17 protein-coding genes are annotated in these 18,848 nt (G+C 73.4%); 8 read left to right on the top strand and 9 right to left on the bottom strand.

The window, feature by feature from the left end; all coding sequences use genetic code 11:
* Positions 1-11 precede the first annotated feature (11 nt).
* Complete coding sequence (locus ACQ3I4_RS00085) at positions 12-770, bottom strand: AfsR/SARP family transcriptional regulator (protein WP_329859554.1); 759 nt, start codon at positions 768-770, stop codon at positions 12-14.
* Positions 771-934: 164 nt separating this feature from the next.
* On the opposite strand from ACQ3I4_RS00085, the gene ACQ3I4_RS00080 reads away from it, so the two are divergent.
* Complete coding sequence (locus ACQ3I4_RS00080; RefSeq protein ID WP_430632576.1) at positions 935-1,975, top strand: FAD-dependent oxidoreductase; 1,041 nt, start codon at positions 935-937, stop codon at positions 1,973-1,975.
* A gap of 2 nt (positions 1,976-1,977) precedes the next feature.
* Here ACQ3I4_RS00080 and ACQ3I4_RS00075 read toward each other — a convergent pair whose 3' ends face one another.
* Entirely contained in the window at positions 1,978-3,435 is a 1,458-nt protein-coding gene (locus ACQ3I4_RS00075; RefSeq protein ID WP_329859551.1) for an aspartate aminotransferase family protein, read from the bottom strand.
* A gap of 34 nt (positions 3,436-3,469) precedes the next feature.
* Positions 3,470-4,846 carry a flavin monoamine oxidase family protein gene (locus ACQ3I4_RS00070; protein WP_329859550.1) on the bottom strand — a complete coding sequence of 459 codons (1,377 nt, stop codon included), beginning with the start codon at positions 4,844-4,846 and terminating at the stop codon, positions 3,470-3,472.
* A gap of 147 nt (positions 4,847-4,993) precedes the next feature.
* On the opposite strand from ACQ3I4_RS00070, the gene ACQ3I4_RS00065 reads away from it, so the two are divergent.
* Positions 4,994-5,821: a TetR/AcrR family transcriptional regulator gene (locus ACQ3I4_RS00065; protein WP_329859549.1), complete on the top strand. Its 828-nt coding sequence runs from the start codon at positions 4,994-4,996 to the stop codon at positions 5,819-5,821.
* A gap of 69 nt (positions 5,822-5,890) precedes the next feature.
* Here the strand turns inward: ACQ3I4_RS00065 and ACQ3I4_RS00060 are convergent, their stop codons facing one another.
* The 3 genes from ACQ3I4_RS00060 to ACQ3I4_RS00050 all read right to left on the bottom strand — a co-directional run bounded on the left by ACQ3I4_RS00060 (position 5,891) and on the right by ACQ3I4_RS00050 (position 9,700).
* A complete protein-coding gene (locus tag ACQ3I4_RS00060; RefSeq protein ID WP_329859548.1) occupies positions 5,891-7,432 on the bottom strand; it encodes an APC family permease in 1,542 nt (513 codons plus the stop codon).
* Positions 7,429-8,541 carry an agmatine deiminase family protein gene (locus ACQ3I4_RS00055; RefSeq protein WP_329859802.1) on the bottom strand — a complete coding sequence of 371 codons (1,113 nt, stop codon included), beginning with the start codon at positions 8,539-8,541 and terminating at the stop codon, positions 7,429-7,431. The genes ACQ3I4_RS00060 and ACQ3I4_RS00055 overlap by 4 nt, the downstream gene beginning before the upstream one ends.
* Before the next feature lie 67 nt (positions 8,542-8,608).
* Positions 8,609-9,700, bottom strand: coding sequence for a nitrilase-related carbon-nitrogen hydrolase (locus ACQ3I4_RS00050; RefSeq protein WP_430632575.1), 1,092 nt, complete (start codon positions 9,698-9,700; stop codon positions 8,609-8,611).
* Positions 9,701-9,874: 174 nt separating this feature from the next.
* On the opposite strand from ACQ3I4_RS00050, the gene ACQ3I4_RS00045 reads away from it, so the two are divergent.
* From ACQ3I4_RS00045 to ACQ3I4_RS00035, 3 genes are read left to right on the top strand one after another with little or no spacing between them, the layout of a single operon-like run.
* Entirely contained in the window at positions 9,875-10,558 is a 684-nt protein-coding gene (locus ACQ3I4_RS00045) for an RNA polymerase sigma factor (protein WP_430632574.1), read from the top strand.
* Positions 10,551-11,750: a hypothetical protein gene (locus tag ACQ3I4_RS00040; RefSeq protein ID WP_430632573.1), complete on the top strand. Its 1,200-nt coding sequence runs from the start codon at positions 10,551-10,553 to the stop codon at positions 11,748-11,750. The genes ACQ3I4_RS00045 and ACQ3I4_RS00040 overlap by 8 nt, the downstream gene beginning before the upstream one ends.
* A gap of 9 nt (positions 11,751-11,759) precedes the next feature.
* The gene (locus ACQ3I4_RS00035) at positions 11,760-12,248 is read left to right on the top strand and encodes an ASCH domain-containing protein (RefSeq protein WP_430632572.1); all 489 of its coding nucleotides are present in this window, start codon (positions 11,760-11,762) and stop codon (positions 12,246-12,248) included.
* A gap of 57 nt (positions 12,249-12,305) precedes the next feature.
* Here ACQ3I4_RS00035 and ACQ3I4_RS00030 read toward each other — a convergent pair whose 3' ends face one another.
* A complete protein-coding gene (locus tag ACQ3I4_RS00030) occupies positions 12,306-13,415 on the bottom strand; it encodes a Gfo/Idh/MocA family oxidoreductase (RefSeq protein WP_329859541.1) in 1,110 nt (369 codons plus the stop codon).
* Between the two features lie 230 nt (positions 13,416-13,645).
* On the opposite strand from ACQ3I4_RS00030, the gene ACQ3I4_RS00025 reads away from it, so the two are divergent.
* The 3 genes from ACQ3I4_RS00025 (at position 13,646) to ACQ3I4_RS00015 (ending at position 15,757) form a co-directional block, all read left to right on the top strand.
* Positions 13,646-14,023 (top strand): YciI family protein, encoded by a 378-nt coding sequence (locus ACQ3I4_RS00025; protein WP_329859539.1) that lies wholly within the window; start codon positions 13,646-13,648, stop codon positions 14,021-14,023.
* A 1-nt stretch (position 14,024) separates the two neighbouring features.
* Positions 14,025-14,411 (top strand): YciI family protein, encoded by a 387-nt coding sequence (locus tag ACQ3I4_RS00020; protein WP_329859538.1) that lies wholly within the window; start codon positions 14,025-14,027, stop codon positions 14,409-14,411.
* A gap of 128 nt (positions 14,412-14,539) precedes the next feature.
* Positions 14,540-15,757: an RNA polymerase sigma factor gene (locus ACQ3I4_RS00015; protein ID WP_430632785.1), complete on the top strand. Its 1,218-nt coding sequence runs from the start codon at positions 14,540-14,542 to the stop codon at positions 15,755-15,757.
* Positions 15,758-15,910: 153 nt separating this feature from the next.
* On the opposite strand, the gene ACQ3I4_RS00010 is transcribed toward ACQ3I4_RS00015, so the two are convergent.
* Positions 15,911-16,909 carry a YdcF family protein gene (locus ACQ3I4_RS00010; RefSeq protein WP_430632571.1) on the bottom strand — a complete coding sequence of 333 codons (999 nt, stop codon included), beginning with the start codon at positions 16,907-16,909 and terminating at the stop codon, positions 15,911-15,913.
* A gap of 133 nt (positions 16,910-17,042) precedes the next feature.
* Positions 17,043-18,782: a DUF222 domain-containing protein gene (locus ACQ3I4_RS00005; protein ID WP_430632570.1), complete on the bottom strand. Its 1,740-nt coding sequence runs from the start codon at positions 18,780-18,782 to the stop codon at positions 17,043-17,045.
* Between the last annotated feature and the right edge of the window lie 66 nt (positions 18,783-18,848).

The raw sequence follows: 18,848 nt of genomic DNA, 5'->3' as shown, positions 1-18,848 counted from the left end.
CGGGGGACGCCTCAGCGCAGCCGGCACGGTACCGCGGGGGCCGAGCGCTCCAGGCTCCACCTCCGGGCCAGATCCAGGGTCTCCGCGGACGGCGCGACCCCGAGCTCGCGGCGCAGCAGGGCCTGGCAGTAGGCGTACGCGCGCCTGGCGTCGAGCACGTTGCCCTCCGCGACGTGGACGCGCATCACGGCACGGTGGGCGCTCTCCCGCAGGGTGTCGGCGTTGAGCGCGATCATGGCGGCCTCGAGGGCCATCCCGAACGCGCCGCGTGCCAGGAGCTGCTCGGAGAGCGATTCGAGCACGTGCAGTCGCAGTTGGCGGAGGCGTTCGCGGTCGACGATCAGCCAGTCGTCGGTCCAGTCCGGCAGCAGGTCCTCCTCCACCTGGTGCAGCCGCGGCTCGTCGAGCTCGACGAAGCGGCGGCCCTCCATGATCTCGTGGGCCATCTCGACGAGGCGGGAGACGTCGACCTCGACATCGGAGGCGAGGGAGACGTCGTCGTGCCCGGTCAGGAGCAGCCCGGGAGCGATCCGCCCCGCCCTCCAGATGGCGGTACGCAGGCTCGCGAGGGCCTTGGCCTCGGTCGTCTCGGGCCACAGCAGCCCGGCCAGGCGGCTCCGCCCGCAGGCGCCCCGCAGGGCCAGCTTGGAAATGAGCCGCTGGGTCCCCACGGGCACCTCGAGCGGCTGGCCGTCGGCGCTGACGTGGAAACGGCCCAGCAGTTCCACCCGGTACCGCCCCCGCCCGGCCCCCGGCCACACCTCGCCCATCCCGACACCCCCGATCCCTAAGGCACAGCGACTGGTAGGGCCAACTATGCGCCGAGATCGCCCAAAAATCAGCACTTGCGCGGCACCCGGCCCCTGTCCGCGGCGCGGCGAGTGGTGCATCATGGTTCCCAGGACGGCCCCGCGCCGCGGAAGGGAGGACTCCGATGCAGGGAACGGCGACGATCGTCGGGGCCGGAATCGGCGGGCTGGCGGCAGCGCGCGCGCTCACGGCCGCGGGGTGGGACGTGACCGTGCTGGAGCGCGGACCGTTCCTGTCCTCGGCGGGGACCCAGCTCGGCATCTGGCCGTCCGCGTGGCGGGCGCTCGAGCGCCTCGGCGTCGCCGATCACCTCACGGCGGGCGGGGCGGGGCTCCAGCGCGGCGAGATCCGGCGGCCGGACGGACAGGTCCTGGCGGCCTTCGAGACGCGGGGCAACCTCCGCACGGTCCCGCGGACGGAACTGCTCGAGGCCCTCTTGGCGGGGCTGCCTCCCGACACGGTCCAGTGGTCCCGCACCGTCGGGCCCGAGCGGCCGGCTCCCCCGGCGGACGTCGTCGTGGCGGCGGACGCAATCCACAGCGCCGTGCGCGCGGCGGCGTTCCCTCTCGCCCGCGTCCGGGACACGCAGGTCGTCGCCTTCCGCGGGGTCGCGCCGATCCCGGCCGGGCAGACCTCGGAGACGTGGGGCAGCGGGCTGATCTTCGGCATCAGCCCGTTCCCGGGCGGCGGCACGAATTGGTACGCGGGCGTCGCCGCGGGGCTCGCGGGAGAGCGCGACGGCGACTGGCCGGGGCTGCTGCGCGCGCTCTACTCGGGATGGCATGCGGACGTGCAGCGCGTGCTCGACGCCGTGCCCGGGGACGGCGTGGACCGGCGCCGGATCGAGGAGTCGGTGCCGCTGCGCTCCTTCGTCTCGGCGAACACGGTCCTGCTCGGCGACGCGGCGCACGCCATGGCGCCGCACCTGGGCCGGGGCGGCTGCGAGGCGCTGACGGACGGGCTGGTCCTGGCCGAGTGCCTGCTGGCCTCGCCGACGGTCGCCGACGGACTGGCCCGGTACGACGCGGCCCGCCGGCGCCGGTCCCAGCGGATCGTGCGGGCCTCGGCGGCGATGTCGCGCGTGAGCAACCGCACCCGCCGCACGGGCCTGCGCGACGGGCTGATCGCGACGGCGGGGCGCCTCGCGGCGGCGCGGGGTTCCTAGCTCTACGCCGCGTGGCGGTCCGTGACCTCGAGCGCCCGGTCGATGATCTCCAGGCCGCGGCGGACGTCGGCCTCGGACGTATTCAGCGGCGGCACCACGTGGATGCGGTTGAAGTTCGCGAACGGCAGCATCCCGGCAGCCTTGAGCGCGGCCACGAGCTCGTTCATCTCGGGCGAGGAGCCCCCGTAGGCCGCCATCGGCTCGCGCGTGGCACGGTCCTTGACCAGCTCGATCGCCCAGAAGACGCCGAGGCCGCGGACCTCTCCGACGCTGCGGTGCCGCGAGGCGATCTCCCGCAGCCCGGGGCCTATCACGTGCTCTCCCAGCCACGCGGCGTGCTCCACCATGGACTCCTCGCGCATCGCGTTGATGGTCGCGACGGCCGCCGCGCAGGCGAGCGGGTGCCCGGAGTAGGTGAGCCCTCCCGGGTAGGGGCGTTCGACGAACGTCTGGTAGACCGCCTCGGAGATCGCCACGCCGCCGAGCGGCACGTACCCGGAGTTCACGCCCTTGGCGAAGGTGATCAGGTCCGGGACCACGCCGAAGTGGTCGACGGCGAACCACTTCCCCGTCCGCCCGAAGCCGGCCATGACCTCGTCGGCGATGTAGACGATCCCGTGCCGGCGGGTCAGCTCCCGCACGCCCTCGAGGTAGCCGGCCGGCGGGACGTAGATGCCGGCGGTCCCCGGAACCGTCTCCAGGATCAGCGCGGCGATGTTCTGCGGGCCCTCCAACAGGATCATGTCCTCGAGGTGCCGCAGCGCCCGTTCGGTCTCCTCGGCCTCGCTCGTGGAGCCGAAGTAGGAGCGGTACGGGTAGGCGGGCATGAAGTGCACGACGCCCGCGTCGCCGTCGTCGTTGGCGAAGCGGCGGGGATCCCCCGTGACGTTGACGGCGAGGTGCGTGCCGCCGTGGTAGCTGCGGTAGGCGGCGAGGACCTTGCGCCGCCCGGTGTGCAGGCGGGCCATGCGGATCGCGTGCTCGACCGCTTCCGCGCCGGCATTGGTGAAGAACACGTGGTCCAGATCGCCGGGGGTGAGCTCCGCGATGAGCCGCGCGGCCTCGGAGCGGGCGTCGTTGGCGTGCTGCGGCGCGACGGTGCAGAGCTTGGCCGCCTGCTCCTGGATCGCCGCGACGACCCGGGAATGCTGGTGGCCGATGTTGGTGTTGACGAGCTGGCTCGAGAAGTCCAGGAGCCTTCGCCCCTCGCCGTCCCAGACGTGGGAACCCTCCGCCTTGAGGATCGTCATCGGCGTCAGGGACCCCTGGGCGGACCAGGAGTGGAACACGTGGGCGCGATCGAGCTCGTAGGCGCGGCGCCCGGCCTCGATCTGCTCGGCCGTGATGCCTCCGTCCGGCCCGGGCCCGTCCGTGGATCCGCCCGCCGCGGGATCCGTGGCGCCGGGTACGACGCCGGGGCCCTCCTCGGGGGCGTCGGCTGCGGTCGTGGTGTCGGTCATGGCGGTTTCCTTCCGGGCTTGCTCGGCTTTGCCTCTAGGATCGCACGTCCGCCGGCTGCGGCAGGGCGGCGAGGATGCGCTCGGCGGTCCGGCGCCCCATGCGCACGGCGCCGTCGACGTGCTGGTATCCGGCCCCGGCCAGGTCGGAGGAGGCGAAGAGGAGCGGCCCCACGGCCTCGTGCTGCCGCGGCCCGTAGCGCAGGAGCCCGCCGAGGTCGTAGCTCGTGGCGTAGGCCCCGCGGGTCCACTCCTCCGAGCCGAAGTCGGACTCGAAGTAGACCTCGGGGTCGAGGGCCTCCGGGCCGAGGAAGCCGGCGAGCGAGGACAGGACCGCGGCCCGGCGCTCGTGCTCGTCGAGCGCGAACACGGCGTCGGCCTTCTCGTCGGAGACGAAGCCCACGAGGGTCCCGCGCGTATCGCCGTGCAGCGTGTTGTCGTAGACCTCCTGCACGAGCCCGTCGGGGCTGAACCCGGTTCCGGAGAGGCTCTTGGCGCGCCAGAAGGGGGTCGGATACACCGCGTGGACCTTGATCACGAGGCCCATGGACTGGTGCTGGTGGGCCAGGTGCTGCCAGCGCGGCAGGGGCGGGTCGTAGCTGATCCGCGAGTACAGGTTCGGCGGCACGGCGACGACGGCCTGCCGGGCGCGCACCACCACGTCCGCGCCGTGGGCGGTCACGCCGTCCTCGTCCCATTCCAGCCGCAGCACGGGGTTGGACAGGAACACGTCGTCCCCGAGCTCCTCGGCCATGCGCTGGGAGACGGCCTGCATCGTGCCCTTCACGCGCCGGTCCAGGATGAACCCGTCGTCGACGAGGTTCGAGAACGATCCCGCGGAGGCCGCCATGAGCACGGCCTGCAGGGCGGAGAAGGTGTGCGCCGGCTTGGTGAGCATGCCGCCCGCGATGAACAGGCCGATGTTCCGGCACGCCTCCTCGTCGTCCGAGTGGGCGCGGAGCCAGGCGTGGAAGGAGACGGAGTCGAGCTCGCGGGCCTGCGGGTGCTCCCACGGGTGCTCGGGATCGGTCTCGGCAGCAAGCCGGTCCAGGAGCGCCGTGAGCCGTTCCATCGCCTCGAGCGTCGCCCGCGCCACGGGGAAGTCCTCGCCCGCGTACTCGTGGCGCGTGCCGCCGGGGGCGATGAACACGCTCGCGCCCTCGCGGTAGCGCGGGTAGGTCTCGAGCCGGAGCTCGTCGAGCAGCTCCAGGAGCGCGGTCTGGTCCGGGGAGACCCACTGGCCGCCGATCTCGAGGGTCGCTCCCCCGATCTCGCGGGTCCAGGTCCGGCCGCCGACGCGGTCGCGGGCCTCGAGGACCGCGACGCTGCGGCCGGCGCGGCTCAGGGCGCGGGCGGTGGTGAGGCCGGTGGGTCCGGCGCCGATGACGACGACATCGCGGTGCAGCGTTGCCATGGGTATCACGTGCTTCCTGGCTCGGGGCGCCCGGGGGTTCCGGGTCGTGTTCTGTGTCGGACAAGTAAATGAATCGCATTCATTTATAGGATGATCGTACGGCATCCTCCCCGGCTTGGGAAGGACCAGGATTTCGGGAGGGCTCGGATGGTCGAGGAGAACGACGCCGGGGCCGCGCCCCGGGCGCGGAACGGCGCCACCGGGACCCCCGGGCGCGGGACGAACCATGTGCCGGGCCGGTCCCCGGACCCGGCGTCGGCGCCGTCACCCGGCCCGGCCTCCGTGCAGTCACCCGCCCCGGCCCCCCCGCGGGGCTCCGCCCCGGCACCCGGGCCGAAGCGCCGGGCGGGACGGCCGCGCACCGCGGTGCTCTCGCAGGCGCACATCACGGCGGCGGCCCTGGAGATCATCGGCGAGCGCGGCTACGAGGCGCTGACGATGTCGGCACTCGCGTCGCGGCTCGGCGTCGCCCCGTCGGCGCTCTACAACCACGTGGCCAACAAGCACGAGCTCCTGGCGTGGGTGGAGAACTCGGTCATGGCGGAGGTGGACCATTCGGGCTTCGGCATGCTGCCGCTGCGCGAGGCGCTGCGCCGCTGGGCCGTGAGCTACCGCGACGTCTTCGCCCACCACGGCCCGCTGATCCCCGTCATCGCGGTGCTGCCCGTGGGCGGCGCGCCCGCGACGGTCACGATGTACGAGGCCGTCGCGGCCGGCATGGCCGCCGGCGGCTGGGAGCGGGCCCGGATCATCCCCGCGATCGTGGCGCTGGAGTCCTTCATCTTCGGCTCCGCGCTCGACGCGACGGCGCCGCGGGACATCTTCGACGCGGCCGGGGGACGGCGCGGGGGCGAGTTCGCAGCGGCCCTGCGGGCCCAGCGCGCCGAAGGCGTGGACCCCGCCGACGACGCGTTCTTCGCGGGCCTCGACGCCCTCCTCGATGGGCTCTGCCCGCAGGTCCCCCAAGAGACCTGAGCCGCACGGCACCGCAGGCCCGGCCACGACGCCCGGTCGGCGCCGGAACCGGTCGCCCCGGGCGACGGATCAGCGGGGCGGGGGCTCCGCCGTCGTCCTGAAGAAACCGGGACGGCGGCGGCCGGCGCGGATCAGGAACAGCGCGCCGACGGCGAGGATCCCGACGCCGACGACGAACACGAGCCCCACTCCCCCGATGTGGGATCCCGAGCCGTAGCCCGGGTCCCAGCTGTCCACGGCGGTCTGCGCGAAGGCCGCCGTCAGCGCCAGTCCGCCGGCCAGCGGGGCCGCGCAGCGCAGCAGGAAGTTCCGCCAGGATGTCAGCGCGCTGCGGCGGAAGTACCAGGCGCAGGCGAGCGCGGTGATCCCGTAGTAGAAGCAGATCATCATGCCGAGCGCCAGGATCGTGTCGTTCAGGACGTTCGTGGACAGTACGCGCATCAGGGCGTAGAAGCCGGCCGAGACGACGCCGGCGAAGACGGTCGCGAACGCGGGGGTGCCCCAGCGCGGGTGGAGCCGCGCGAAGCGGTGCGGCAGTGCGCCGTGGTGGCCCATGGCCAGCAGGGAGCGTGCCGGGGAGATCATCGTGGACTGCAGCGAGGCGGCGCAACTGGAGAGCACGGAGAGGGAGAGCAGGATCGCGAAGGGGCCCATCACCGGGTGCGCGAGGGCGGCGAATATGTTCCCGGCGTTCTCCGGGTTGGCCAGGCCCAGGCCCTCGGTCCCCGTGCCGGCGAAGAGGGTCGCCGCGACGGATCCCGCCAGATACAGCGCCAGGACGACGACGGCGGTGACGCCCGCCGCGATGCCGGAGGTCCGCCCGCCGTCGGTGGTCTCCTCGTTCATGGTCAGGCACACGTCCCAGCCCCAGAAGGCGAAGATGGACAGGCTCAGGCCCACGGCGAACGCGGAGAACGAGCCGATGTGCAGGGGGTTGAACCAGTCCCAGCTGAACTGCGGAGCCCCCGGCTGCGTTCCGGCATGTCCGATCGCCGAGGTGATGAACCATGCCAGGACCACCACTTGGAAACCGACGAGCACGGCCTGGACGCCGCGCGTGGTGTGCAGGCCGCGGCAGGAGATCCAGACCGCGGCGCCGACGAGCACCAGGCACGTGGCGATGTTGACGAGCGGGTCCGCCGCGAGGTCCGCGAGCCCGGGACGGCCCGTGAGCTGGGCCAGGAAGAGGTAGAGGAAGTCGACGGCGACACCGGCCAGGTTGGACAGGACGATGATGTTGGCCGCGAGCAGCCCCCAGCCGCCCATCCAGCCGGCGCGCGGGCCGAACGCCTTCCATGTCCAGGTGAACGTGGTGCCGTTGTCCGGCATCGCCGCGTTGAGCTCGCGGTAGGCCAGGGCCACGAGGAACATCGGGATGAATCCGGCCAGGAAGATCGCGGGCAGGTGCTCGCCGACCGCTTCCGCCGTGGGGCCGATCGATGACGTGAGGACGTAGGCGGGGGCGATCGTGGACACACCGATCACGATCGCCGCGAGCAGCCCGATCTGCCCGCCGCGCAGGCCCTTGGAGCCGGTGCGCGGCGCGGAAGGGCCTCCCGGGTGGGGAGCCGCGGGGACGGGCACGACGCCGGTGCCCGGCTTCGGGTTCATGGCCGCGCCTCCGTCCGGGGCCGGGAAGGTACTCCCGCTAGGGCCGGCGCGGTGTCGCGTGCCGAGGCGGCGGTCGGGCCGGGCGCGGGGGCCGGGGCGGGGAGGCGCGCGGGCTGCTGCTGCGTGATGCAGTGGATGCCGCCGCCACGGGCGAAGAGCTCGCGGGCGTCGACGCCGACGACCTCACGGCCCGGGTAGGCCTCGGCGAGGACGGCGAGCGCCTCGGCGTCGTTCGCGTCGCCGAACGTGCAGGCGATCACGCCGCCGTTGACGACGAGGTGGTTGATGTAGGAGTAGTCGACCCAGCCCTCGGCGTCGTGCAGGACCGCGGGTGCGGGGACCGGCAGGATCCGCCAGGGGCGTCCAGCGGCGTCGGGCGTGGACTCGAAGACGGCGCGGATGCGGCGGGAGACCTCGAAGTCGGGGTGCGCCGGGTTGCGCTGTTCGTGGAGCAGGACGGTGCCCGGGGACGGGATCGCCGCCGTGAGGTCCACGTGGCCGCGCGTGCCGAAGAGCCCGTTGTCCCGGGTCAGGCCGCAGGGAAGCCAGATGGTCTTCGTGGCGCCGAGGAGGCGGGCGAACTCGGCCTCGACGTCCGCGCGCGTGGCGCCGGGGTTGCGGCCCGGGTCCAGCTGGACGGTCTCGGTGGCCAGGACGGTGCCCTCGCCGTCGACGTGGATGCCGCCGCCCTCGTTGACGATCCGCGCGCTCAGCACGGGGACGCCGGCGAGGCCGGCGACCTCGGCGGCGATGGCCGAGTCCTGGTCCCAGCTCGCCCAGTCCTGGGTGCCCCAGCCGTTGAAGCCCCAGTCAATGGCGGCCAGGGAGCCGTCGGCGGCTCGGACGAACGTCGGGCCGATGTCCCGCATCCACGCGTCGTCGAGCGGGCGGCACACGTACTCCACCGCGTCGCCGAGGTGGCGGCGGGCGTCGGCCTCGGCCGAGGGGTCCACGACCATGGTCACAGGGGCGAAGCGGGAGACGGCCCGGGCCGTCGCGGCCCACGCGCGGCGGACGGCTTCGGCCTCCTGAGGCGAGTCCCCGAGTGTGTAGCCGCCGGACGGGAAGGCCATCCACACCCGCTCCTGCGGGCCGGTCTCGGCCGGCATGCGGTAGCCCGGCGCGACGGCGGTCGCGGTCGGCGTCGCCGCCACCATAGTGTTCTCGGCGCGCATCTCAGGCACCCAGCCCGGCGGTTGCCGTGCGGTCCGCGCGGAGGGAGGCCCCGGCGTCGTCCGCGCCCCCGCGGCGCGCGTCCCGGCGGGAGGGGGCCCCGGCGTCGTCCCGAATGCCCAGCGGTGTGTCCGCGACGGGTTCGGCGAGGACCCCGTAGGTGTCGGGGCGGCGGGTGCGCAGGAAGGGGAAGAGGGTGAGCCAGTCGCGGCGCTGGTCAAGGTCCAGGGAAGCGACGAGCACGGCGGAGGCGTCTCGCGGGGCGCGGGCCAGGACACGGCCGAAGGGATCGGCGATGAAGGAGGATCCGTAGAACGTCAGGGATCCCTCGGCGCCCCAGCGGTTGGGGACGATCATGAACAGGCCGTTGGCGATCCCGTGGCCGATGATGCTCTGGCGCCACAGCGGCTCGGTGTCGAAGCCGGGGTGGTCCGGCTCGGAGCCGATCGCCGTGGGGTAGGCGAGTGCGTCGGCGCCGGCGAGCGCATAGGCGCGGGCGGGCTCGGGGAACCACTCGTCCCAACACGTCGGCAGGCCCAGGCGCAGCGGGGACCCCGCGTCCGTGTCCAGGCCGGCCGGGGCGTGCACCGGGTAGGGATCGGCCGCGGGGCCGGGGCGGAAGTAGCGGTCCTCGTGGTAGCCCGCCGTGCGGGGGATGTGGAGCTTGTGCGTGGCGGCGGCGAGCGTGCCGTCGGGGGCCGCGATGATGGCGGTGTTCAGGCCCAGGCCGTCGTCGGAGCCGTCCTCCGCGGTCGCCTGCTGGTAGAGCGAGGCGTGGACGTGGACGCCGTGGCGGGAGGCCTGTTCGGCGGCGAAGGCGAACGTCGGCCCGCCCAGGAGGTCCTCGGCGGCGTCCGCCGCGCGGCCGGCAGGCAGTGTGTCAGCCGGATAGCGGGAGAGCGTGAGCTCGGGCAGGAACACGGCCCGCGCCCCGTGGCCGGCGGCCCGGGCGATGCCCTCGGCGAGTTCGGCGCGCAGGGCGGCCGGGTCCGGGTTCCAGCGGTGCTGGACGAGTCCGACCACGACGCTGCCGCGCTCGGGCGCCTCCGTCCGGCACTCGGAGGCGGGCGGGGCGAGGGTGACGATCTCCTGCATGGGGCTCTCCCGGGGGTTGCCGCCTCGGAACGGGGTGCGAGGCACTAAATGAATGACGTTCATTATCGAGTATGGCGCACGCCACACTCCCACGCAAGGGGTGATGTGTGTCAGGATCCACCCGGTGCCGGAAACACAGGGAAGTAGGAGCACCCGAGCGAAGGGCCCCACCGCGTGGACACCACCGAGACCACCGAGCAGGACCACCCGCCGCGCGCGACGGCACCGCCCGGCGGGACCGGCGGGACCGGCGGGCCCGGCGGGCAGCACGGATTGGACGGGAGGTACGGGCCGCAAGGGCCAGATGATCCGGTCGCGCCAGACAGTCCGGACGCGACGGTCGCCACGTTTGCGACGGTTGCAACGGTCGTCGAGGGGTTCAACGCGTCCTACCGGGCCAACTATTGGCTCGTCGTGGCCTTCGCCGAACGGCGCCTGGACGATCCGGACGCGGCGCGTGACGCGGCGGCCGAGGCGTTCAGGATCGCAGGGGACCGCTGGCAGGACCCCGAACCTCCCGGGCTGGGCTTCCTCTACGCCACGTGCCGGAACCTCATCGGCAACGAGTACCGGCGCAGGCTGCGCAGCAAGGCCCTCGCCCGCCGCCTTGCGGCCGAACCGGAAGCGGTGGAGCCCGGCCCCGAGGAGGCCCTCGACGCCCATTTCCTCCGCGAGGCCTTGCTCGAACTCCGTGGCCCCGACCGCGAAGTGCTCTACCTGAGCTATTGGGAGGAACCGAGCGCGGCCCGCATCGCTGCCGTCCTCGGCTGCTCGGAATCCGCGGTCTGGGCGCGCATCAGCCGCGCCCGCCGCGCCCTCACCTCGACCCTCCGCTCGAAAGGCCTCCACCATGGCTAAGTCCGACGACTCACTCGGCACCGCTCTGCGCCTTGCCAACCCCTCCCCCGTCGACGCCGACCGTCCCCTGGACCGGCGCGCCGAGGAGGACCTCGAACGGATCACCGCCGTCCCGCGCGCCGAACGGATCGCCGCAGGCCTCCCGGGCACCGATGCGCCCCCAGACGGAGGACCCGCGACCTCGGATGCGCCCGACGACTCCGGGGCCGCCGTCCCCGCTGTGCGCGGTGGAACCGTGCCAGCGGTCCCCCGGCACCACGCATTGCGGTGGGGGCTTGCCGCAGCGGCCGCTGTCGCCGTCGTCCTCGCGGGGTCCTTGTGGGGCACGGGCCTCGGCAGCCGGGCGGCCGCCGCGGTGCCGGCCGTGCTGGGCCCCGTTCCCGACGGCGAGTCGACTTCCGCGTTCCTCGACCGGATCCGTGCGGGCGCAGCGGCCCGGCCCGGCCCGGTCGACCCGGGCCACACGGACGTCGAGCACTGGGAGCTCGGCACCATGTGGGACGCCGCTGCCGGCGCCTACAGCGACACCGTGACGCTGCCGGTCCGCGTCGAGACGGCGCGCGCGGGAGACGGCTCGGGCACGCGGACCGCGACGGTCGGGGAGCCCTTCGGCGAGCCGGGACCGGGAGCCGACTTCACCGCCGTCGGGCTCGACACGCCTCCGGCCCCCGGAACTGAAGCCGACCCCGACGCCCCCCTCGTCGTCGAGGAGGGACCGTTCCCGACGGTTGCGCCCGGCACGGTGGAGCAGGGCAGCCACGGCGCCGGTACCCTGACGCCCACGCTGTTTCCCGGGGCGCCGCCGCGGGAGGCTGCGGCCTTCGGTGACTATCTCGCTTCCTTCCAGCGCCGCGCGGGCGCCATGGTGGGCGACGGAGCGGGCGGGATGTTCGCCTCCGTCGGATTCCTCGCGGGCGAATGGAAGCTCGACGCCGCACAGGAGCTCGCGTTGGCAGAGGCCCTGGCCGGGCAGCCCGGCGTCGAGGTGGCCGGATCCGTCATCGACCGCCGGGACTGCCCTGGCGGTCGAGACCACGGCTCCCGAAGGCACCTACCGCGCGCTGGCGGTCTTCGGCGGCGACGGCTCCTTGCTGGCCATCGAGGAGCAGCTCATCGGCGGGCCGGCCGAGGGCGCGGCATCGGCGCCCGTACCAAGCGTCCTGCGCTACATCGCCATCGGATGAGTACCTAGGATCTGAGGGTGGAACTTCCTGAACCGGACCGGGCCGACGCCGCCCGCATGTGGGCCTCCTACCTCGCCTCGGGCGCCGAGATGCACGGGGAGCGGGACATGCCCAGCGTGGAGTACTTCGGCGATTCCCCCGCCCTGGCGGACGAGCTGCTGGGACTCGTGCTGTCCGGCCGGAAGCGGGCGACGGCGACGCTGGCCGCGGAGTTCGGGGCCGATGGCGAACCGCTGCCGCGGATCGGCGGGCATTGGATCGCGTGCGACGGCGGGGGCGCGCCCCGCGTCGTCCTGCGCACCACGGAGCTGCGGCTGGGGCCGATCACGAGCGCCGACGCCGCCTTCGCCCGCGACGAGGCCGAGGACGACGGCTCGCTTCCGGTCTGGCTCGACGGGCACCGCCGTTACTGGTCCCGCGTCGCCGCGGCGCGCGGCCTCGAGTTCACCGACGCGACGGAGATCGTCTTCGAACGCTTCGACGTGGTCTGGAGCGAGGCGCCGTAGGGCCGACGACCCGGGTCGCTCCGCAAGAGCCACGACCGCGGTGCCGCACGGGAGCCGCTACCCGAGCTCCACGGGAGCCACGACCCGAGGTGTTCCGCGGAAGGCACGACCCGCGCTCCGCTGACCTTCTGCCGGCAGGTGCACCACGCGGTCTTCGGCATCGCTGAGGCGCGCCGCGTCGAGGACCTCGAGGACGTGGACCGCCTCCCGGGCGGGGACGGGCCCCTCCCCTCCCGCGAAGACGGCGAGCGCGAAGCGGCGGTAGTACTCCTGGTACGCGCCTTGGAGGGAGGGTACCCGGACCCGGCCGTCCGCCGTCGTCAGCGTCCCCCAGCGGGACTCCTCCTCGTAGCCCCACCCCTGCGGGTCGACGGCGGGGCGGCGGCCGGCGATCGCGGCGTCCGCCTGGACGTCCGAGTAGGTGGAGACGTAGTTGCCGCGCGAGCCGAGGAGGCGCAGTTCCCGGCTCTCGAGCCGGTGGGTCTTGCTGCCGGCCAGTCGCGAGCGCACGCCTCCGGCGTGGGTGATGGTCAGCGCGAACCCTGAATCGGTGCGCCCCGCGGGCAGCTCGGTCCACTCCAGCGCCGCATGCACGCCGACGGCCGGCCCGAAGAGCCACAGGGCCTGGTCCACGAGGTGACTGCCGAGGTCCCGCAGCAGTCCGCCGCCGGGTCCGGCGTCGAGCGAGCCCGGCTGGTCCTGGTCGAGGCGGGATTCGAAACGGGCCACGTCCCCGATCGCGCCGGAGTCCAGCACGGAGCGCAAGGTGACGAGGTCGGTGTCCCAGCGGCGGTTGTGGAAGGCGTTCAGCACCACGCCGGCCGACTCGGCGGCGCGGAGCAGTTCGCGGCCGGTCTCCGCCGTCGGGGCGAAGGGCTTGTCGGCCACGACGTGCACGCCGGCGGTCAGGGCCTCCAACACGAGCTCGCGGCGGGTCTCGGGGGGCGTCGTGATCGCGACGGCGTGGACGCCGGAGGCGAGCAGCTCGGCGAGCGAGTCGAAGAGCGGGACGCCCGGGTAGTCCGCGGCGGCGGCCTCGCGGCGCGCGGCGGACCGGGTGACGATGCCCGCCAGCTCGACCCCGTCGGCGGCCTCGATGAAGGGGGCATGGAAGTACCGCCCGCCCGTGCCGTATCCCACGAGTCCGAGCCTGATTGCCGCCGCCATGTGCCGACCTCCTGTGTCTCGATGTCTTGGTCCCGCATCAAGACTTCCCCTGCTTTGTCAGCATGTCAAGACAAACTAGGGAAAGCGCAGTTCGCGGCGTCCCGGAAAATTCCCCGGCCGCAGGTGTCGGATCGGCGGTCCGCCGTTCGTAGAGTGTGTAGCGGCGGCCATCCCGGTCGCCGCACCGCAGGGAGCCGCGAGGCCCCCGCCTTGCCTGAAAGGAGACCGCGATGGCGCAATACCTGATCGCGTTCAACGACGAATGGGTGCAGGAGCACACCTTGGACGAGCTGCGTGCCAAGGGCACCGCCTCCCTGAAGGTCATCGAGGAGATGGAGGCCGCCGGCGTGTTCGTCTTCGGCAACGGCGGGCTCGACGCCTCGACGGTGCTGTGCAATGTCGAGGCCCGCGACGGAGAGCCCGTCTTCACCGACGGCCCCTTCGCCGAGACCAAGGAGCACCTCGGCGGCTTCACGGTGATCGACGTGGCCGACGACGACGCGGCGCGCCACTGGGCGGGACGGCTCGCCGTCGCGCTCGAATGGCCGCAAGAGGTCCACCGCTTTCCGCGCAGGGAAGACATCCTCCACCTGGAAGAAGGGAACTGACATGCCCCGGTACATGCTCTCGGTCTTCGGCCCGACGGAACGCCCCGAGTTCGGCGGCTACCCCTCCCGCGAGGCGATGCTGGAGTCCTTCGCCGACACGGGCGCGTTCAACGACAAGCTCGAACGGGACGGGCACTTCGTCTTCGCAGACGGCCTCGAGGCGGCCACGGCCGCGACCACCGTCGACGGCCAGGGCGGCGAGCCGGTCTTCACCGACGGACCCTATCTGGAGACCAAGGAACAGCTCGGCGGCTTCTGGGTCATCGAGGCGGCCGACCTCGACGAGGCGCTGGCGCTGGCCGCGGAGGGCTCGAAGGCATGCCGCGGCACAGTCGAGGTACGTCCCTTCCAGACGGAGGAATCGGTCCGGGCGCTGCTCGAACCGTGACACCCTCGCCGGACACGGTCCCGCCGGCCACTCCCTCGTCGGACGCGGTCCCACCGGCCACTCCCTCGCCAGACGAGTCGTCCCCGGCTACACCCACGCCGACCACGCCCTCGCCGGTCGACGAGGCGATCACCCGCGCCCACCGCGAGGAGTGGGCGCGGGTCGTCGCCGGGCTCGCCCGCCGCTTCGGCGATCTGGACATCGCCGAGGAGGCGGCGGCCGAGGCCTTCGCGACCGCCGTCGAACGGTGGCCACGGGACGGCGTGCCGCCCAACCCCGGCGGCTGGCTCGCGACGACGGCGGCACGCAAGGCCATCGACCGGCTGCGCCGCGAATCCCTCCGTGGCGCCAAAGACCGGGAGGCGCTGATGACGCGCGACGACGCCGCTCCCCCGCCCCGGGGACCGATCGAGGACGACCGGCTCCGGCTCGTCTTCACGTGCTGCCACCCGGCGCTCTCGATGGAGGCGCGGGTGGCCCTGACCCTGCGGCTGATCGGCGGCCTGACCGTGGCCGAGATCGCCCACGCGTTCCTGGTCGGCGAATCCGCGATGGCGCAGCGGATCACGCGCGCGAAGGCGAAGATCAAGGCAGCCCACATCCCGTACCGGGTGCCGTCGCCGGCGGACGTCCGCGAGCGGCTCGCCGGCGTGCTCGCGGTCGTCTACCTGGTCTTCAACGAGGGCTACCTGGCCAGCGTGGACGAGGAGCCGCTGCGCACGGAGCTGAGCGACGAGGCCATCCGGCTCGGCCGGCTCCTGCGCACCCTCCTGCCCGACCACGGCGAGGCGACCGGGCTCCTGGCCCTGATGCTCCTGACGGACGCGCGGCGGGCCGCCCGCGTGTCCCCGGCCGGGGAGCTCGTGACCCTCGACGAGCAGGACCGCGACCTGTGGGACCGGGGCCTGGTCAGCGAGGGCCACGCGCTCATCCGGGAGCGTCTGGCCGCGGTGGCCGACGGCGGCGAAGCACCGGGACGCTACCAGCTCCTGGCCGCGGTGAACGCGGTGCACACGCACGCCCTGAACGCGGGCGAGACCGACTGGTCGCAGATCCTGGCGCTCTACGACCGCCTCGCGGCGATCGACTCGTCGCCGATCGTCCGGCTGAACCGGGCGGTCGCGGTCGCCGAGCTCGACGGCCCCGCGGCGGCCCTCGCCGAGATCGACCGCCTGGCCGGGAGCCTCGACGGCTATCACGCCTTCCACGCGACGCGGGCGGAGTTGCTGCGCCGCCTCGGGCGCAACGGGGACGCGGTGTCCGCCTATGACGCGGCGATCCGGCTCGCCGGCAACCCCGCCGAGCGCGCCTACCTCTCCCGGCGCCGCGGCGAGACCGCCCCCTGACCCGACGCCACACGGAGACCGCTCCTGATCCGGCGTAGCTGCCGACTGCCGCGTGAACCGGGCGCCCAGACACCGCCGTGGCGCCTCCGGTCGCGTTTCACGCGCCCCTGCGCCGACCATCCGCCGCCGATGGCCGCCGCGCTGCCGCTGCTCCTACGTCGAGAGGGACACCGCGACGAGGAGGGCCGTGAGCCCCAGGAACGGCATGAACAGGACCAGGTGCAGCCACTTGTGGGCGACGACGACGGCGGCGAACTCGCGCAGGAACGCGCTCGGGAGGTAGTACCGGGCGGTCGGTGAACCGACGACCTGGGCGTCGACCCCGATCCGGCGGGCCAGGAGCGCGGCGCGCAGGGCGTGGTAGTTGTTGGTGACGGCGAGAACGGGACCCGGCCGTCCGGCGTCGCCCTGGATCCGGGCCGAGAACCTCAGGTTCTCCTCCGTGGTGGTGGCCAGGTTCTCAGGGAAGACGTCGCCCGGGTCGGCGCCGGCCGCGAGGAGGTACTCGGCCATGGCGTCGCCCTCGGCCCGCGACTCGTCGGGTCCCTGCCCTCCGGAGGGGATGAGCGCGGGGCGCGGCCGGGCGGCCCGGTAGACCTCGAGCGCCTTGTCCAGCCGGCTGCGCAGAAGCGGCGGCACCTCGCCGTCGATCAGCCGGGATCCGAGGATGACGACGGCGGACGGGTAACCCTCGTGCCGCATCCTTCCGTACGCGAAGGCGTAGCCGAGGTAGACGACGAACACCACGCCGGCGTAGCTGCAGAGGAAGAACAGCAGGACGGCGGCGCCGATCGCCACCGTCTGCTGCGTCATCACGAGACCGAGGGCCAGGACGGGCAGCACGGGGATCGCGATGCCCAGGGCCAACGAGAGCAGGTTGCCGAGGCGGCGGCCCTCGCTGCGCAGCATGGTGATGCCGTTGGCGATGAGGAAGCCGGCCAGGAAGAGGACGGCGAAGGGCAGCAGGAACAGCACGGCGAGGACCAGCCAGCTCGTGGCGGGAACGAGCCCCTGGACGACCTCGGCCGCCCCGAGGAGCCCGAACCAGCAGGCCGCGACGAGGACGACGCCGTTGCGGAGCATCCGCTTCTCGCGGCGCCGCAGCAGGTAATAGACCACGCCGAGGAGGGCGGCGATCACGAGTGAGGTCATGGATCCAGCCTATGTGGGACGCCGCCTTGGGGTCGCGGGACCGTGGGTCCCTCGGACCCGCGGCCTTGGGCCCGCCGCCTCGGAGTCGCGGGACCTTGGGGACTCGGAACCGTGGGGATCGTCGGGTTGTGGTTTAGGTGGGGGTGGCTTGGGGGTGGAAGTAGGTGTTGCGTTGTGGTCTTCGGGCGGGGTCGATGTGGGGTGGTGGGATCCAGTAGGGGGCGTTGTTGATCATGGTGATCTGCCAGCCGCCGTCGTGGACGAGGTGGTGGTGGAAGGGGCAGCAGAGGGCGCCGTTGTCGATGTCGGTGGTGCCGCCGCGTGACCACCAGGTGATGTGGTGGGCTTCGGTGCCGCTGGCGGGGGTGGTGCAGCCGGGGGCGGTGCAGCCGCGGTCGCGGGCGTAGAGGATCTTGCGTTGTTCCTCGGTGAAGAGCCGTTCGGAGCGTCCGGCGTCCAGGACCTGTCCGGCGGATCCGAGCACGACGGGGATCAGCTCGGCTTCGCAGGCGAGGCGGCGGATCTGGGCGGGGCTGACGAGTCCGGCGTGCACGGCTTCGGAGCGTTGGGTGCCCATCGTGGCGAGCTCGCCCAGCAGGGTCTGGTAGTCGATGGTGACCATGACCTGGGGCCGGTTCCCGCCGTTGCGGGGCAGCTTGTTCGTGGACAGGGCGATCCCGACCGCGTTGACGAGTCCCTCGAGTTGGTGCTGGGCCCGCGTCCTGCCATCCGCGGGCGCCTCGGCCGGCTCCCCCTCCACGTCGGCCGCCGCGGTGGGGGCGGGATCGCTGGCGGCGTCTGCGGTGTCACTGGTCTCGGTGCTGTGGGCCTTGGTGTCTCCGGCCCCGTCGGCGTCGTGGGGCGCGGTGCGGGGGCCGGTGCGGGGGTTGGCGGCCGGGGCGCAGACGCTGAAGAGCTGTTCGGCCTGGGCGTCGTCGGTGACGAGTTTGAACACGTGCAGGTTCTGGGACCGGCCCTGGTAGAACAGGCCCTGGAGCGCGCGCTTGGTTTCCTCGCTGGGTTCGCGGCCGTCGGGGTCCAGGAACAGGGTCCAGGTGTCGGCGACCTGGTGCATCGTCGCGGGCCCGTCCTGCAGCACGGTCTGAACGAGGCTGTCTTCCATCGCGGCCAGTTCCGCGGTCCCGCCTCCGGGGCGGGTCCTGGCCGTGGGCGCCGCCTTCTCGACGCGGCGGGTCAGTTGCAGGGCGGCCGGGACCGAGAGCCGGCCCGCGTGCACGGCGGCCGCGGCGGCCTCGTAGCGGGCCGGGAGCGGTTCGCCGGTCAGGGAGGTGCGCGGAAGCAGTTTCCGGGCCGCTTCGAGCCGGGCCCGGGCCTCGGAGCGTGGGATGTGCAGTTCCTTGGCCAGGTAGTCGGAGGTGTCCCGGTACTCGGCCCGCCCGCCGGGTCCCGGGGCGGCACCGAGGAGGGTGATCTGCTCGTCCTCGGCCGCGCGGGCGGCGATGACCTGGGCGCGTTGGACCTCCACGGAGAGCTTCTCGAGTCCGCGCAGCAGGCCCGCGAGCGCGTGCCGGCCCGGTGGTTGGGCCTGGATGGTGTCCGACCAGCCGCGCAAGGCCTCCCGCAGCCCGGCCAACGCCACGGCCCCGCTGCCGGCCCCATCGCCGGCTCCATCCCCGGACCCGTCCGGCAAGGGCGCGGGACCCGTTCCGGGGACGGCCCATCCGTCGTCAGGGACAATGGCCCCGCTGTCAGCGGGCATGCCGTCGCCGGTTCCCGGGCTGCCGCCTGGAGCGGGCCCGGCGGCCGCAGCGGCCGCGGCAACACCGCCCTCCGGGAAGGGCGCGGGATCCGCTCCGGGGACGGCCCACGCGCCCTCCCGGAACGGATCCGCCGGCAGCTCGTTGATGGTCATGAATCCATCATCATCGAAACTTTCTTCGAATGAGCAAGAGTTTCCGGCAACCGTGGACAACACCCC

The organism is Zafaria sp. Z1313 (assembly GCF_050563205.1).
In the GTDB taxonomy this organism is placed as follows: domain Bacteria; phylum Actinomycetota; class Actinomycetes; order Actinomycetales; family Micrococcaceae; genus JAZDCJ01.
Note: the sequence above shows the minus strand (reverse complement) of the source record. Positions and strands in the feature narration are given on the sequence as shown.